Annotated in this window: 9 protein-coding genes and 1 pseudogene; 9 read left to right on the top strand and 1 reads right to left on the bottom strand. The window is 73.2% G+C overall.

The genetic code is table 11. The features are described from left to right. Positions 1–54: 54 nt before the first annotated feature. Together WME96_RS47275 and WME96_RS47280 are read left to right on the top strand one after the other, a co-directional pair. The gene (locus tag WME96_RS47275; protein WP_437288104.1) at positions 55–639 is read left to right on the top strand and encodes a Uma2 family endonuclease; all 585 of its coding nucleotides are present in this window, start codon (positions 55–57) and stop codon (positions 637–639) included. A gap of 24 nt (positions 640–663) precedes the next feature. Then, on the top strand, positions 664–1,917 hold the full coding sequence (locus WME96_RS47280; RefSeq protein WP_437288105.1) for a molybdopterin molybdotransferase MoeA: 1,254 nt from the start codon (positions 664–666) through the stop codon (positions 1,915–1,917). A gap of 87 nt (positions 1,918–2,004) precedes the next feature. Here WME96_RS47280 and WME96_RS47285 read toward each other — a convergent pair whose 3' ends face one another. Beyond that, complete coding sequence (locus tag WME96_RS47285) at positions 2,005–2,970, bottom strand: endo alpha-1,4 polygalactosaminidase (RefSeq protein ID WP_437288106.1); 966 nt, start codon at positions 2,968–2,970, stop codon at positions 2,005–2,007. A 559-nt stretch (positions 2,971–3,529) separates the two neighbouring features. Between WME96_RS47285 and gspC the strand changes: the two genes are divergently transcribed. From gspC to WME96_RS47320, 7 genes and pseudogenes are all read left to right on the top strand, one after another. After that, positions 3,530–4,495 carry a type II secretion system protein GspC gene (gene gspC / locus WME96_RS47290; RefSeq protein ID WP_437288107.1) on the top strand — a complete coding sequence of 322 codons (966 nt, stop codon included), beginning with the start codon at positions 3,530–3,532 and terminating at the stop codon, positions 4,493–4,495. 407 nt (positions 4,496–4,902) lie between these two features. Next, positions 4,903–5,040 (top strand): annotated as a pseudogene (locus tag WME96_RS47295) (hypothetical protein); the annotation flags it as partial. Between the two features lie 113 nt (positions 5,041–5,153). Further along, on the top strand, positions 5,154–5,399 hold the full coding sequence (locus tag WME96_RS47300) for a hypothetical protein (protein ID WP_437292447.1): 246 nt from the start codon (positions 5,154–5,156) through the stop codon (positions 5,397–5,399). A gap of 85 nt (positions 5,400–5,484) precedes the next feature. Then, positions 5,485–7,818, top strand: a complete 2,334-nt coding sequence (locus WME96_RS47305; RefSeq protein ID WP_437288108.1) for a Kelch repeat-containing protein — start codon at positions 5,485–5,487, stop codon at positions 7,816–7,818. A gap of 32 nt (positions 7,819–7,850) precedes the next feature. Further along, positions 7,851–11,843, top strand: coding sequence for a kelch repeat-containing protein (locus WME96_RS47310; protein ID WP_437288109.1), 3,993 nt, complete (start codon positions 7,851–7,853; stop codon positions 11,841–11,843). Between the two features lie 149 nt (positions 11,844–11,992). Next, the gene (locus WME96_RS47315) at positions 11,993–13,630 is read left to right on the top strand and encodes a serine/threonine-protein kinase (protein WP_437288110.1); all 1,638 of its coding nucleotides are present in this window, start codon (positions 11,993–11,995) and stop codon (positions 13,628–13,630) included. A gap of 75 nt (positions 13,631–13,705) precedes the next feature. Next, complete coding sequence (locus WME96_RS47320) at positions 13,706–15,526, top strand: vWA domain-containing protein (protein ID WP_437288111.1); 1,821 nt, start codon at positions 13,706–13,708, stop codon at positions 15,524–15,526. Positions 15,527–15,551 lie beyond the last annotated feature (25 nt).

Genomic DNA, 15,551 nt, shown 5'->3' on the forward strand with positions numbered 1-15,551 from the left:
CGAGCGCGCCCCGGAGGAGGCGTTCCCGTGCCATACTCCGGGAGAGGTCACGACGTGAACGCGCCCGCCCGCAAGCTCTCCTTCACCTACGCCGAGTACCTCGAGCAGGAGCGGGCGAGCCCGACCAAGCACGAGTTCCTCCGCGGCGAGATCTTCGACATGGCCGGCGGCACGCCGGAGCACGCGCGGCTCGCGGCTCGGGTGACGGTGGCGCTCGGTGTGCAGCTCGGCCAGTGCCCCTGCGAGGTGTTCTCGTCCGACCTCCGCGTGCGCGTGCTCGAGACGGGCCTCGCCACCTACCCCGACGTGGCCGTCGTGTGCGGCCGGCTGATGCACGGCCCCGAGGACAAGGACGCCGTGGTCAACCCGGTGGTGCTGGTCGAGGTGCTGTCGGACTCCACGGAGGGGTACGATCGCGGGGAGAAATTCGCCCATTACCGCCGCATTCCCTCGCTGAAGGAGTACGTCCTCGTCTCGCAGGCGCACCGGAGGATCGAGGTCTTCCGGCGCAACGAGGACGACTCGTGGACGCTGTACGAGGCCGGGCCGGGCGAGCGCGCGCGGCTCGCGTCTATTGACGGCGTGCTCGCCGTCGACGAGATCTACCGCGGCGTGCTCGAGACCTCCGCCGCGGGCTGAGCGGCCCGCCGCACCGAGCTCCCCTTGCGCGACGTCAGAATGCGAGGTTTTCGCGAGCGCGCGACCGTCGAGCGGGCGCTCGAGGTCCTGGAGCAGCGCATCCAGCGGCTCGGCGACGAGCCGGTCCCGATCGCGGCGTCGGCCGGGCGGGTCGCGGCCGAGTTCGTGCTCGCCCGGGTGAGCGTGCCGCACTTCTCCCGCGCGGCCATGGACGGCTACGCGCTCGCCAGCGAGGCGATCGCCGGCGCGTCGCCCTCCGCGCCGGTCGAGCTCGCGCTCGTGGGCGCGTCGTTCCCCGGGCGCCCTCACGCGGGCGCGATCCGCCCGGGCGAGGCCGTGCGGATCACGACCGGCGCGCCGGTGCCCGAGGGGGCCGACGCGGTGGTCATGGTCGAGCACGCCGAGGAGGCCGCGGGCAGCGGCGGGGCGGAGGTCGTGCGGGTGCGCCAGCCGGTACCGCCGGGCAAGCACGTGGCGGCGATCGGCGAGGACGTCATGGCGGGCGAGGCGGTCGTGTCGGCCGGGCGCCGGCTGCGGCCGCAGGACGTCGGCGTGCTCGCCTCGACAGGCGTCGCCGAGGTGCGCGTGGTGCGCCGGCCGTCGGTGCGGATCCTGATCACCGGCGACGAGCTCCTGCCGCCCGGGAGCCTGCCGGGCGGGGCGTGCATCGTCGACTCGAACAGCCTGGTGCTTTCGGCGCTGGCGCGGCGCGACGGCGCCGGCGACGTCGCGGTCGAGTACGTGCCGGACCGGCGCGACGCGGTGCGCGGCGCGCTGTCAGCGTCCGGCGCGTCCGGCGCGGACGTGGTGCTGGTCTCCGGCGGCTCGTCGGTCGGCCCGGAGGACCACGCGCCGCTGGTGCTGGCGGAGCTCGGCGAGCTGGCGATCCACGGCGTGGCGATGCGCCCGGCGGGTCCCGCGGGGTTCGGCTTCCTGGACGGCGCACGCCCGGTGTTCCTGCTGCCGGGAAACCCGGTGTCGTGCCTCTGCGCCTACGAGTTCTTTGCCGGCCCCTCGATCCGCGCCCTCGGCGGCCTGCCGCGCGCGTGGCCCCACCGGCGGAGGCGGTGCGTTGTGGCGAGCAAGATCGCCTCCCAGGCGGGGCGCGTCGATTACGTGAGGGTGCGCGTCGACGGAGATCGGGTGTTTCCGATCGCGACGAGCGGCGCGTCGATCCTGTCGTCGACGACGCGCGCGGACGGCGTGGTCATCGTGCCGGGCGACGAAGAGGCGGTGGGAGAGGGCGCCGTGGTCGAGGTCCTGCTCTACGACGCGTGAGGCGACGGAGGCGCGGCGGCGGCGCGTCCGGCAGACGCGGGTCGCGATGCCGAGGGCCTCACCGCGCGAGCGGGCGCGACGCCGAGCTCAACGGCAGGGCCATCGGCCGCCGTCGAGGTCGAGCGGCATCTCCATGCTGTTGAAGCCCCAGGCGTTCGCCTGTTCGCAGAAGAGCGACCGATCGGTCATGTGGCCCGAGAACGGATCGTCGTACTCCACCTCGAACACGGCCTTGCCGTTCGCCAGGAACGTGTCGACGAGGATCTCGCACTCTTCATACTCGAAGCACTGCTCGTTCAGCGTCCAGTCGAAGTGCGGCCACAGGTCCTCCGCCTGCTCGATGTCGCCCTTGAGCCCGACGGACATGCCCATCCCGTGGGCGAGATCCGCGATGAAGCGGTTGTAGGCGATCTGGTCCTCGTAGGTGAGGGGGAACCCCGAGTCGTTGGCGTAGCCGTCGACCTCGTCGGGCTCGATGGCGTCAAAGCCCTTGTCCTTGCAGACCTGGAACCGGGCCTCCATGATCGGCCCGAGGACGTCGATCTGCCGGATGTCGAGCCAGAACGAGCCCTCCCAGTGGTAATCCGGTTTGCCTTTGACCGAGTCCGGGAAATCGCCGGCGTCCGGCCGATAGTCCTCGAACGCGCCGACGTCGACGTAGCAGATGACCTTGGCGCCCATCGCGTGCAGCGCGGCCACCGTCTCGGCCGTCGTGAACTCCCAGTCGATGTCGTAGACCGTGGGAGGCGGCGTGTCGATGGGCGCCCCGGTGGGGTCGACCAGGCCCATGTCCTTGGGATCGTTCAGATCCAGCGGGTGGTCGATCATCCAGTGCCACGACGTATCGAGCGCCGGGATCCAGACGTCGGGGGCCCCTCCGGCGGACGTCGATGAGGCGGACGTCGATGAGGCGGACGTGCTCGATGTGTCGGGCGAGTCTCGGCTCGTGCCCCCTGCTCCGCCCGGATCCGCGCCGGCGTCGCCGCATGCGACGTGCGCTGCCGAGAGGACGGGGATCAACGATCTGAACAGCGCGGGCCACGATCGATTCATGATGACGCTCCTCCAACAACGCTCCGCTTCGCGCGATCGAACCCCCGGCAGGCTACAGGCAAACCATGGTGGGTCAAGCGCTCGAGGACAGAGCTCCCGTCGGAAACCGCGGTCGTGAGCGACCAGGAACGATGTTTTCTCTGGAGAAGAGGGCGCCTGCAGGGTTGTTTGAAGTAGTGCAAAGCCGTCGCCGCGGCGCGGGAGCGTGAAACATTCCCGCGTGGCTGAGCGCCGGCATTGCGCGCGACGCCGACGGCCCGCGTTGCGCTGTGGTGCCCTCGGGAGATGCGGATCTTCTTCGGGGTCGTGCGTGTCGTGCTGCGCTTGAGCGACGCGCGCTCCTTGCCCGCCGAGGTGGCCTCGGCGCGCCGCTCTCCCCGCTGTCCCGGCCGGACTCCCTCTTCTCCCGCCGCGATCGCCCCTGAGCGGGCACGCTCGGTGCTCGCCCCGAAGCGCGGTCTTGCCGGTGGCGAGGGCGTGCACTGCCGCGACCTCCGCGGCGGCAAGGGACACTCGCGCGGCGAGGCCCGGCGCGCTCCTGCCCTGAGGAGCGGTATCCATGAACCTCGACGCGTTCATCAAGCGCCGATTCGCGACCATCCTGGGAGGAATGGTCGCGGTCTCCGCGTATTTTCAGGCCTCCGGCATATCTCATCTCATCGCTTACCAGATCGCGCGGGACAGCGTCCCTGCCGCCCCTCGGGCGACGGCGCACGCCGGGCCGCCGCCCTCCGGCGATCCCCCGCCGAGCGCGGCGCCGATCCTGGAGCGCAATCCGTTCGACTCGATCACTGGCCCCCTCAGACCCCCGCCGGGCGCGGCGCCGGCGGGACAGGCGGACCTCTCCCACCTCGACCCTTACCTCGCGCCCCCGTGCGACAAGGGCCGCGTGGTGCTGATCGCCATGTCCGAGGACCCGGAGTGGTCGTTCGCGGCCATCAAGGCCGAAGGCGGGCGCACCGCGCTCGGGCGGCGCGGCGGCGAGGTCGCCGGACGGAAGGTCGAGGACATCGCCTGGGACCGGGTGTGGCTCACCTCGGGGGGCGCGCGCTGCCAGATGGAGCTCGGCAAGAAGACCAGCGAGGAGGACAAGGCGGATCCGAAGCCGACACCGGAGCCCTCCGAGTCGCCCCGGGCGACCCCGCCCCGCCGGTCCGGCAAGAGCAGCGTTCCGCCGGAGATCGCCGCCAGCATCAAGCGGGTCGGCGACCTGGAGATCGACATCGACCGCACGGCCGCCGAGAAGATCTTCGACAATCCCGAGCTCGTGACGAACACCTCGTCGGCGGTCCCGGAGATGCGAGGCGACCAGGTGGTCGGGCTGAAGATGATGGTCAAGCCCGGCTCGGTGCTCGAGTCGCTCGGGATCCAGAGCGGCGATCTCGTGAAGTCGGTCAACAGCATCGATCTGACCGATCCGCAAAAGGCCATGATGGCCTACTCGCGCATGCGCTCCGACAAGAGCCTGTCCTTCGTGGTCGAGCGCGACGGCCGCCCGGTGAGGCTCCGGGTCAACGTCCGCTGACGCCCGCGGCGGCCACCTCCGCGGCCCCGCCGCGGCGCTCCATTCGGGATCTCCGCGCGCTCCATTCTGGAGCTCCGCCGCGCTCCATCCTGGATCTCCTCCCGGCGGCGCGGCCCTCGAACGCCTCCTTTCACCGCCTCTCCCGCCTGACCCGGTTCCTGCGAAGTCCGTCCTCGCGAGGTGGAGAGGCCATGACGCACATCGAGCAACGCAGGGTCATCTTGAGCGGCGAAGGCGGCGCGCCCGGCGGCGCCGCGGCGATCGTCCACGCCGGCGATCGCGCGAGCGCGGCGGCCGGCCGAGGGCGGTACGATCAAGGCTGGCGCGCGGGCAAGCCGGCCGAAGATCCGGAGAAGCTCAAGAGATGGGGCCGCATCAGCGCGAAGCCGAGCGAGTACCTCATTCACATGCGGCGCGGCCAGCTCAGGCCCACCTCCGGTCAGGGCGCCTCGTGCTTCAAGCTCCCGGGCGACAGCGTCGCGGTCGTGCCGACCACCGTCCAGAAGCTCCAGTTCACGGCCGACCAGGTCACCCTCGAGAAGGTCGGCGTCGAGGTCACGGGGCTCGCCGTCTACCGCATCGTCGAGCCGCTCATCGCGTTCCGCATGCTGAGCTCGAGCTCGACCGCGCGCGGGCGCTGCGCGAGATCGAGAACGCCGTGTCGCCCGAGATCATCCGGCTCACGGTCGCGCAGCAGATGCCCGCGCTCGCCGCCGCGTTCCAGCAGCGGATGGGCGAGGTGCACGTCACCGCCGTCGACGGCGCCAACCCGTTCGGCTACATCGCGGCGGCCGTGGAGGGGGTGATGGGGCTGGCCCGCGCGGCGGGGCTCGAGGCGCCCGCGGCGCGCGCGCAGAAAGCGGAGCTGACCGAGGAGGGCGGGCTCGACGGCGGCCGGCGCTGAGGTCTGGCGCCGAGGTCGTGCGATCTCGGCGGGGAGCTAGGCGCGCCGGGGCCGAGGCTGCTCTACTCGGCGCGCGAGGCTCATCATGACTGCGCTTTTCTCTTGCTCGATACGACCGCTCGCGGCGCCGTCACGGCTGCTCGCAGCCGCGCTGCTGCTCGGCGGCTGCGGCGCGGAGCCGGAGGACACGTCGGCCGCGGCGCTGCGCGTGCGCTTCCCGGACCACGCGGACGCGGTGCTGTCGGCGCGCGAGGCGTTCGCTCCGGCGGTGGACGGGTTCCGGCTCGACGCGACCGAGCCGGGCGGGGAAACCTGGGGACGAGCTGTGCGGCCGGAGGTGGTGCTGCCACAGGACGGGAGCGGTGAGATCCGGTTTCGCCGCGCGGAGGGCGGCGAGATCCGCGTGAGGGAGCTCGGCGCCGCCGGCGAGGGCCGGACGGCGGAGCGCGCGATGAGCTACCGGCGCGCGGGTGGGACGTCGTTCTGGACGGCGACCGATGAAGGCGTGGAGGAGTGGCTGCTGCTCGAGGCGGGCGTCGCGCGCGGCGGCGAGGCGGTGGCGGCGTGGGAGGTGGAGGGAGCGACGCTGCGCGAGCGTGGCGAGGCGGTGGAACTCGTGGACGAGCCGAGCGGCACGCCCGTGCTGCGCGTCACGGCGCCGCGCGCGTACGCGGCGTCGGGGCGGGCGGTGGCCGCGGCGCTGAGGGCGCGGGGGTCGCGCATCGAGCTGTCGGTCGACGTGGGCGACGCGGCGGACGAGGCGGTGCTCGTCGACCCGCTGTGGGAGCCAGCCGGCCGGATGAACTATCCGCGTGACTACGCCAGCGCGACGCTGTTGCCGAGCGGCAAGGTCCTGCTCGTTAGCGCAGCCGACCTCGGCGCGAGCAGCGCCTTCAGCGCGGAGCTCTATGATCCGGCAGACGACAGCTGGACCCTGACGGCTCCCATGCAAGCGCGGCGCTCTGGCACCGCCGCGGCGCTGTTGCTGGACGGCGACGTCCTCGTGGTGGGCGGATACTCCGGAACTCCCGGACAGGTCGGAGATCCCTCGGACGCGACCCGCTTCGGCGCGGAGCGGTACGACCCGACTGCCGACACCTGGACTCTCACAGAGCCCATCCTCGCCGAGCGCCACGGGATGACCGCGACGGCGTTGCAGAACGGCAAGGTGCTCATGGCCGGCGGGATGGGCACCCTCGATGGTAGACGGGTGGATCTCTCCAGCGCGGAGCTGTACGACCCGATGACGAACACCTGGAGCCCCGCGGCGCCCATGAGCGTCCGGCGCAATGGCCACGCCGCGGTGCTGTTGCCGAGCGGCGAGGTCCTGGTGACGGGCGGACTCGGTGATTTGTGGGATAACGACGTCGCGGAGCTGTACGACCCGGCGAGCGACACGTGGCGCCCCGCGGGCTCGATGACGCGCAAGCGCAGCGATCACGCGATGACGCTGCTGCCGAGCGGCAAGATCCTGGTGACGGGCGGCAGCCGCTCCGGAACCGACGCAGAGCTGTTCGATCCAGCGACGGGCACCGGGACCCCAACAGGCCCGCTGAGCGTTCCGCGCGTGGATCACGCTGCGGCGCTGCTACCGGGCGGCAAGGTGCTGGTGGTGGGCAGTTCAAGCCCGGTCGGCGATTACGCCACCAGCGCGGAGCTGTACGACCCGATGAGCAACGCCTGGATCTTCACGGAGCCCATGAGCAGCCTGCGCGACATCACCACGGCGACGCCGCTGCAGAACGGCGAGGTGCTCGTCGCCGGCGGCGCCTCCAGCTACGCTGAGCGGTACACGAGCCAGGGAAGCGCGTGCACGTCGGATGACGATTGCGGGAGCCGCGTCTGTGTGGAGGGGGTTTGCTGCGAATCGCGGTGCACCGAGCCCTGCCATACCTGCGCCCTGAGCTCTTCTCTCGGCGAATGTGTGCCCCAGCCGAAGGGATGGGATCTCCGCATGGACTGCGCGCACGATGGCTGTGACGGCGCGTGTGACGGCTTCGGGGCCTGCTCTACCGTCCCCCTGGACGGCGTCTGCTTCCCGGCTGTGTGCATCGATGAGACGCACAGCCTGGCGGCCGTCCGCTGCCGCGCGCATGGGGCCACTTGCCCTGACCCCGCCGCCGAGGCCAGAGATGTCTTGAGCTGCGCGCCCTACCACTGCGATCCGGCCAGCGGCACCTGCAAGACGGACGGGTGCGACTCTCTCCAGGACTGCGCGCTGGGGTATGCTTGCGATCTGTCGGGCCGCTGCGTGCCCGCCCCGCCCGCCGCGAGTCCCCGTTGCAGCGCTGCGCAAGCAGCCACCGCGGCCACCGTCGACAGTGCCCTCGGCGCCCTGCTCTTCGCGCTCCTCGCGGCAGCGGCGCGAAGATCGGCGGTCCGCCGCGGTGAGCCGACGCGAGCGCCGGAGGCCTCCTGATGTCCCCGCCGAGCTTGCTCCGGCGTCTCTTTTTGCGCTCCTGTCCCCTGCTCTCGGCCACCGCGTTCCTCTGCGGCTGCAGCGCGGAGCTGGACTCGCCTGCGTCCGCCACCCTGCATCGCCTGTTCCCCGAGCATGCCGCGACCGTGCTCTCGGCCCGCGAGGCGTTCGTTCCCGGCGCGGAAGGGTTTCTCCTGGGAACTGCCGAGGCGACCGGGCGCCCGCGGCTTTCCGTGGTGCTGCCCCGCACGGGCAGCGAGCCCATACGCTTTCGCACGCCCGCAGGGACCGAGGTGCGGGTGCGGGAGCACGACGTTCTGGGTGAGAGCACCGTGGAGGACCGGGCCGTGGCCTACCGGCGGGCGGGCGGAACCTCGTTCTGGACATCGACAGACAGCGGCGTGGAGGAATGGCTGCTCTTGGACGAGGGCGTCGCTCGCGGGGACGAGACGGTCGCAGCGTGGCAGGTCGAGGGAGCGGCGCTGCGTGCCCGCGGCGGCGCGGTGGAGGTCGTGGACGAGACGACCGGAGCGCCCGTGCTGCGCGTGACGGCGCCACGCGCCTACGCGGCCTCGGGGCGGCCCGTGACCGTGGCGCTCCGGGCGCGGGGCTCGCGGATCGAGCTGTCGGTCGATGCGGGGGGCGAGGCGGTGCTCGTCGATCCAGCGTGGGATTCCGTCAGCATGATGGCGTCTCCGCGCTCATTTCACACCGCGACAATGCTCCCGAGCGGCCTGGTCCTCGTGACAGGCGGAAGAGGGTACGGCGTCGGCATGGATGCGCCTCTCGAGACCACGGAGCTGTATGATCCGAAGGCCGACACCTGGGCCGCCGCGTCCCCGATGAACCGCGCTCGCGTCGCGCACACGGCGACGCTGTTGTTGAACGGCAAGGTCCTGGTGGCAGGCGGCGCCGAGGCGGACCGCTTCTCCGACGCGGAGCTGTACGACCCGACGACCGACACATGGACCGTCACGGCTCCGATGGAGCGCGTCAGCACCGTGCACACGGCGACGCTGCTGCCCGACGGCAAGGTCCTCCTTGTGGACCGTTCTCAAGTGGACGACTCCGAAAGCGACGTGCAGGTGTACGACCCGGTGACCGACGCCTGGACGCTCCTGCTTCCGATGCCGCGCCCTCTCTTCGGGCAAACGGCGACGCTGCTGCCGAACGGCAAGGTCCTGATGGTGGACGGCTACGACGAGAACTATCACGTGGGTACGACGGAGCTGTACGACCCGACGACCGACACATGGAGCCCCGCGGGGCGGATGCACCACGCGCGCTCCGGGCATGTCGCGACGCTGCTGCCGAGCGGCCTGGTCCTCGTGGCAGGCGGTGACGGGATGCAGACGGGCGGCGCTACCCCCCCCGAAGGCGAGGTGTACGACCCGACGACCGACACATGGAGCCCCGCGGGGCGGCTCCAGCGCGGGCGTCGTGACTGCACCGCGACGGTGCTGCCGGGCGGCAAGGTCCTCCTGGCGGGCGGAGTGGAAGTAGAGCGGGGCTTACCCCTCGCCAGCGCGGAGCTGTACGATCCGACGACGAGCAGCTGGAGCCTCACGACGTCGATGAGCGTCGCGCGCCGGCTGCACACCGCGACGCTGCTGCCGAGCGGCGAGGTCCTGATCACGGGTGGATACAGCGGCTCCGCCCACGCGAGCGCAGAGCGGTTCGGCCTCGCTCTGGGCGAGGCGTGCGCCGGCCCGTCCGGCTCCGGCGTGTCCGGTTGCCTCTCCGGCAGCTTCTGCGTCGATGGCGCCTGCTGCGACGCGCCCTGTCCCTGCGGCGCCTGCAGCGCGGAGGGGCACTGCGGCCCGGTGGGCAGCCCAGCGAAGGTCGGCACGGTCTGCGCGGAAGAGGTCACGTGCGCTGACGAGACCCACAGCTTCCAGCCCGCGCGGTGCACGCTGGCGTCGGCCACCTGTCCAGCGCCGGCGAAGGTCGACTGCATCGCCTACCGTTGCGACGACCAGAGCGGCGCCTGCAAGACGAGCTGCGCCTCGATCGAGGACTGCGCGCCGGGCTTCGTCTGCAACCTGCGAGGCCACTGCATCCGCCCGCCGCCCGCGCCGGGCGCTGTCGGCGGCTGCAGCGTCGCGCCGGGGCGCGCCGCCTCCTCCACGGCGTGCGCCGTCGGAGTGGCGCTCGTCGCGCTGGCCGCCGCGCGCAGGCACCGGCGCTCAACCGCCGCCGCGCTCGTTGCTCTCGCCGCCGTCCTCGCCGGGGCGCCCGTCGCGCTCGCCCAGCCCGCCGAGACGCCCTCTGCCGCGCTGGCCGCTGCGGCCCCCGCCACGCCCCCTGCCGCGCCCGCGCCTCCCGACGCTTCGCCGGACGCCGCTCCTCCGGACGCCGCTCCTCCGGACGCCGCGGATCCCCCGCCGGCCGACAATCCCGTCGCCGAGGCCCGCGCCCGCTTCGAGCGCGGCCTCGATCTGTACCGCCAGGGCGCCTGGGAGGCGGCGCTCGCCGAGTTCCTCGCGTCGCGGCAGGTCTATCCGACCTGGAGCGCCACCTCGAGCGCCGCGCTCTGCTTGCAGCAGCTCCGTCGCTACGACGAGGCGCTCGCCCTCTTCGAGACGCTGCTCCGCGACTTCTCGCAGAAGCTCCCGCCGGACACGAGGAGCGCCGCGCAGCAGGCCATCGTGCGGCTGCGCGGGCTGGTCGGCACCGTCGACATCGCGGGCGCCGAGATCGGCGCCTCGGTCATGGTCGACGGCCACCGCCGCGGCGACTACCCCATGCCCGCCCCGCTGCGCGTCGCCGCCGGCAGCCACGTCGTCCGCGTCTACAAGGATGGTTTCGAGCCGTTCGAGACCCGCATCGACCTCGCCGGCGGGCAGGTCGTCCGCATCCTGTCGCGCCTTCAGAAGCTGGTCGAGTCGGGGCGCCTGCGCGTCACCGAGCAGAAGGGCAAGGCGCTCGACGTGCTCGTCGACGGCTTCACCGTCGGCAAGACGCCCTGGGAGGGCGCGCTCCCGCCCGGCCAGCACTCGGTGGTGCTGCGCGGCCCGGGGGATCTCGGGACCATGCCGGCCTCCGTGATCGTCCGGCTGAAGCAGACGACGCCCCTCGCCCTCCGCGCCGAGGAGCTCTCCTCGACGCTCCGCATCGAGCCCTCGCCGGTGTGCGCGAGCATCACCGTCGACGGCGTGACGCTCGGCAGCGGGGTATGGGAGGGGCGCCTGAGCTCCGGCCCGCACCGCGTCGAGGTCGCCGCGGGCGGCTTCGTCGCCGCGCGGCGCGAGGTGCTCCTCGCTCGCGGCGCGCGCGTCGTCGTCCCGGTCGCGCTCGAGCGCGTGAAGCTCGGCGGCCCGCCCGGGCGGTTCCTCGTCGAGCTCGCCGCGGCCCCCGCGCTCATGCCGAGCCTCGGCGGCGTCGCCGCGGGCCAGTGCGGCGGGGCCTGCTCGTCGGGCATCGGTGCCGGCGCCCTCGGCGTGGTCCACGCGGGCTACGAGCTCTGGTCCGGCTTCGGCTTCGGCGTCATGACCGGCTACCTCCAGGTCCACCAGACCGTGACCGCCCGACGCACGTCGTTCGAGATCCAGGACCCGCTGCCGGAGAGCACCGGCACCGTGGACGACGCGCTCGCGCTCGGCGGCCTCCTCGCGGGCGGCTGGGCCGGCCTGTCGCTCGGCGAGCGCGCCCGGCTCTCGATGCGGCTCGGCGCCGGCGCCCTCCTCGGCGCGGTGAGCGACGAGCGCAGCGGCACCTTCACCTCGAGCAGCGGCCTCGAGTTCCGCATCGACCCCACGGCGGTGCGGGACGCCACCAGCTTCTTCGTGATGACCTCCGAGGTGCGCGCGGGACTGCGCTTCGGCGAGCACCTCGAGCTGACGGCCGGCCTCGCGGCGGCGGTCCTGGTCCGGCTGAAGGAGCCCGTGTGGACCAACCCCTCACAGGGCGTCTACGGCAGGATCGACAAGGATCGCGGGTACTTCGGCAGGTTCGAGCAGGAGTCGCTCGCCGGCGAGGTGCTCGTCGCGATCGCGCCCGGGATCGGGGCGCGTTATACGTTCTGAGGCGCGCGCGACCCGCGATGCCGCCGGCAGGACCCGTCGCGCGAGAGCGCAAGAATCCAGCGGCGGAGCACGGATGTCGCTGGTTTCCGGGTCGAGCTAGCATCAGGATTGAAGCCCCGCATACAGCACCACTGGGGTAAACCTTGCTTGTGGACGGCAAGACCTTGAGCGGCAGGTACATCCTGGGCCGGCTCCTCGGCCGAGGAGGGATGGGGGTCGTCCATGAGGCCGACGACACGGAGCTGCAGCGCCGCGTCGCCGTGAAGATCATGAACGCGGACATCCTCCACAGCCGGTCTGCGGTGGGGCGGTTCGAGCGCGAGGCGAGGGCCGCGAGCGCCATCCAGACCGAGCACATCGTCCGCGTGCTCGACGCGGGCGTCGACGAGGAGACGCGCTCGCCGTTCCTCGTGATGGAGCTCCTCCAGGGCGAGGATCTCGCGCAGCTCCTCGAGCGCCTCGGCCCGCTGCCCCCGCGGCTCGCGCTCCGGATCGTGGCCCAGGCCTGCGTCGGCCTGCAGAAGGCGCACGAGGCCGGCGTAGTGCACCGGGACATCAAGCCCGGCAACCTGTTCCTCGCGCGGCGCGAGCAGGGGCCTGGGCTCATCGTGAAGGTGCTCGACTTCGGCATCGCCAAGATCAAGCCGGCCCACGAGCCGCGCCGGGACACGACGGGGCTCACCCGGTCCGGGAGCATGCTCGGGACGCCGCGCTACATGTCCCCGGAGCAGGCGCGGGGCATCAAGGACATCGATCACCGGACCGACATCTGGGCGCTCGGGATCGTGCTCTACCACGCGCTCGCGGGGCGCACGCCGACCCAGGACGTCGAGGCCTTCGGCGATCTCATCGCCGCGCTGGTCGCCGAGCTGCCCACGCCCGTCCAGGAGTTCGCGCCGTGGGTCGCGCCCGAGGTCGCCGCGGTCGTCGACGGCGCGCTCCAGTACCAGCCCGTCGCCCGCTACCCGAGCGCGTCGGTGATGCTCGACGCGATCCTGCCGCTGCTCCGCGACGATCCGGGCCACGACCCGCTCGCGCTCGACGAGGGCATGCTCGTCCCGCTCTCGCCGTCGGAGCGCCAGACCGTCGCGCCGCGGCTCGAGCTCCCGGCGGCCCCGCGCGCGCCCCGGCGGAGCGGCCCCGTGCTCGTCGGGCCGGGGAGCGCCGGCGAGCGCTGGCGGGACCAGTCGACCGACGGCGCGACGGCGCCCGCGCTCGAGACGGCCGAGGCGCCGCGGGCGAGCCAGGAGGCGCCGGCGCCGCGCCCCTCCTCGCGCCGGTCGCAGGTGGCGATCGCCGCGCTCGTCGCCGCGGGCCTCGGCTCGCTCGCGATGCTCCAGCCGAGCGCGCCGCCGACCGCGGCGATGACCGGCATGCACATCGTTTCCCGGGAGCTCCCGAGGGCGCCCCCCGTCCCGAGCGCGGCCCCCCCGCCGGCGCCCGAGGTGCCCGTCGAGCACCGGGTCGAGCTGGCGATCGTCCCCGCGGACGCCGCGGTGGAGGTCGACGGCGCGCCTGCGCGCGTGAAGAACGGCAAGATCGAGCTCACGGGCACGCTCGGGAGCGTGCGCGAGGTGCGTGTCGTCAAGGGCAGGCGCGCGATGGAGGAGAAGGTCTCCATCACCGAGGCGGGCTCGCTCCCCCCGAAGCTGGAGCTGCCGACGCCCCGGCCGCCCGCTCCTGCGAGGAAGCGCCCGCCCGCGGCGCCGGCGGGCGCGGGCCCGTCCGAGGCGCCGGCGGCCGAGAGCGGGCACGATCCGCTCATGCCCCCGAAGTTCATGGACTAGCGCGCGGCGACAGAACGGATCCGGCGCTGGCCCGTCCTACCGGGCACCCGCTGGGACCGCGGGGAGGGAGAAGGCATGAGCGAACTCGGGATGATGTGGGCGAAGCGAGCGTTCCTCGGGGGCGCGCTCGCGCTCGGGCTCTCGGCGGGAGGGCTCGCGTGCGGCGTCAAGGAGGCCTCGGAGTCCTCGGCGCCCGCGGGGGCGACCGCGGCATCGCAGGCCAGGGCCGCCGAGCCGATGCGCGGGGCCCAGGCCCTGGAGAACGCCAAGGCGGAGCCCGCGCTGCCGCCCGGCGCTCTCGGGGGCAGCGCGGGGGCCCGGAAGGGGGCCGCGGCCACCGGCGGCCTGCTGGCGCCCGCCGCGCCCTCCGTCGCCGCGGCGCCCGAGGCCGCGGCCATCGATCCGAACGGCCGCTTCGCGACCACCTACCGCCCCGGCGGCGGCCACCTCGCGGCGTTCGAGTCGGCGGTCGCGCGCGGCATCGTGCCGCCGGCCGAGCGCGAGCTCGTGAGCGACGTCGGCGCCCGCTACGCGCCCGCGATCGACGTCCCGAAGGGCGCGACGCTCGCCCTGCGCACGGATCTCGAGCGCGCGAAGGTCGCGCCGGGCGGCGGCCCGGTGCACGTGCGCGTCGCGCTGCGCTCCACGGCGCAGGCGCCCGCGGCGCGGCCGCACCTGTCGGTGCACCTCGTGCTCGACGTGAGCGGATCCATGCAGGGCGAGCCGATGGCGCGGGCGCGCGACGCGGCGCGGGCGCTCGTCGACCGGCTCGACGCGAACGACGACTTCTCGCTGGTCACGTTCTCGAGCGACGCCCAGGTCCGGATCCCCGACGGGCCGGTCGGGCCCCGGCGCGCGATGATCAAGGCCACGATCGACGGCATCGCGGAGGGCGGCGGCACCAACATCGGCCGCGGCCTCGAGCTCGGCTACGCGCAGGCCGCCCAGCCGGGCATCCCCGAGGGCGCCGTGAAGGTCGTGCTGCTGCTCTCCGACGGGCGCGCGAACGCCGGGATCACGAGCTCGGAGCGGCTCTCGCGGCTCGCGCTCGACGCCTTCCAGGGCGGCGTCCAGACGAGCACCTTCGGGCTCGGCGCCGACTACGACGGCGCGCTGATGAGCGGCATCGCGAGCGACGGGGCCGGCGGCTACTACTACCTGCGCGACCCCGACCAGATCGCCCCGGCGCTCGCGACGGAGCTCGACAAGCGGCTCGATCCGGTCGCGACGGCGGTCGAGCTCCGGGTGCGGTTGAAGCCGGACGTGAAGCTGCTCCATGTCTACGGCTCGCGCCGGCTGAGCGACGTCGAGGCGGCGCGCGTGCGGGAGATCGAGGTCGCGGCGGACGCGCAGGCGCAGAAGCGCGATCGCATCGAGCAGGACCGGAAGGACGACGCCGAGGGCGGGATGCGGTTCTTCATCCCGGCGTTCTCGCGCGACGACAGCCACGCGCTGCTGCTCAAGCTCGGCCTGCCGGCCGGCGTGGACGCGCGGACGATCGCGTCGATCGAGCTCAAGTACAAGGATCGCGTGACGAAGAAGAACGTCGTCGACGAGGCGCCGCTCAAGGTCGTGTACGCGGCCGGCGACGCCGACAGCGCGGCGAGCGCCGACCCGTCGGTGGCGCGCACGATCCAGGGCTTCGCCGCGGGCGAGACGCTGTCGGAGGCCTCCCGGCACATCGCGCTCGGCGACCGCGGCCGGGCCGCCGCGCTGCTCGCCGAGCGGGAGGGCATCCTGCGCGCCGCGGCCGACGCGCTGAAGGAGCCGCTCTTCCTGAAGGACGCGGACCGCCTCGCGCGCCTCCGCAGCCACACGGGCGCCCCGGACGGCCTGGGCGACCCGCTCGTGCTCGCGATGCTGCTCGAGACCGCCTCGCGGGCGCACCTCCACTGAGGGCCGTGCGCATGGCGACGACGCC

The sequence above is a fragment of the Sorangium sp. So ce406 genome (assembly GCF_051474675.1).
GTDB lineage: Bacteria > Myxococcota_A > Polyangia > Polyangiales > Polyangiaceae > Sorangium > Sorangium cellulosum_G.

What these genes read in the sequence shown, in the direction of transcription:
- WME96_RS47285 (WP_437288106.1), bottom strand. Translation starts at nt 2,970, where the DNA reads ATGAATCGATCGTGGCCCGCGCTGTTCAGATCGTTGATCCCCGTCCTC.
- gspC (WP_437288107.1), top strand. Translation starts at nt 3,530, where the DNA reads ATGAACCTCGACGCGTTCATCAAGCGCCGATTCGCGACCATCCTGGGA.
- WME96_RS47305 (WP_437288108.1), top strand. Translation starts at nt 5,485, where the DNA reads ATGACTGCGCTTTTCTCTTGCTCGATACGACCGCTCGCGGCGCCGTCA.
- WME96_RS47320 (WP_437288111.1), top strand. Translation starts at nt 13,706, where the DNA reads ATGAGCGAACTCGGGATGATGTGGGCGAAGCGAGCGTTCCTCGGGGGC.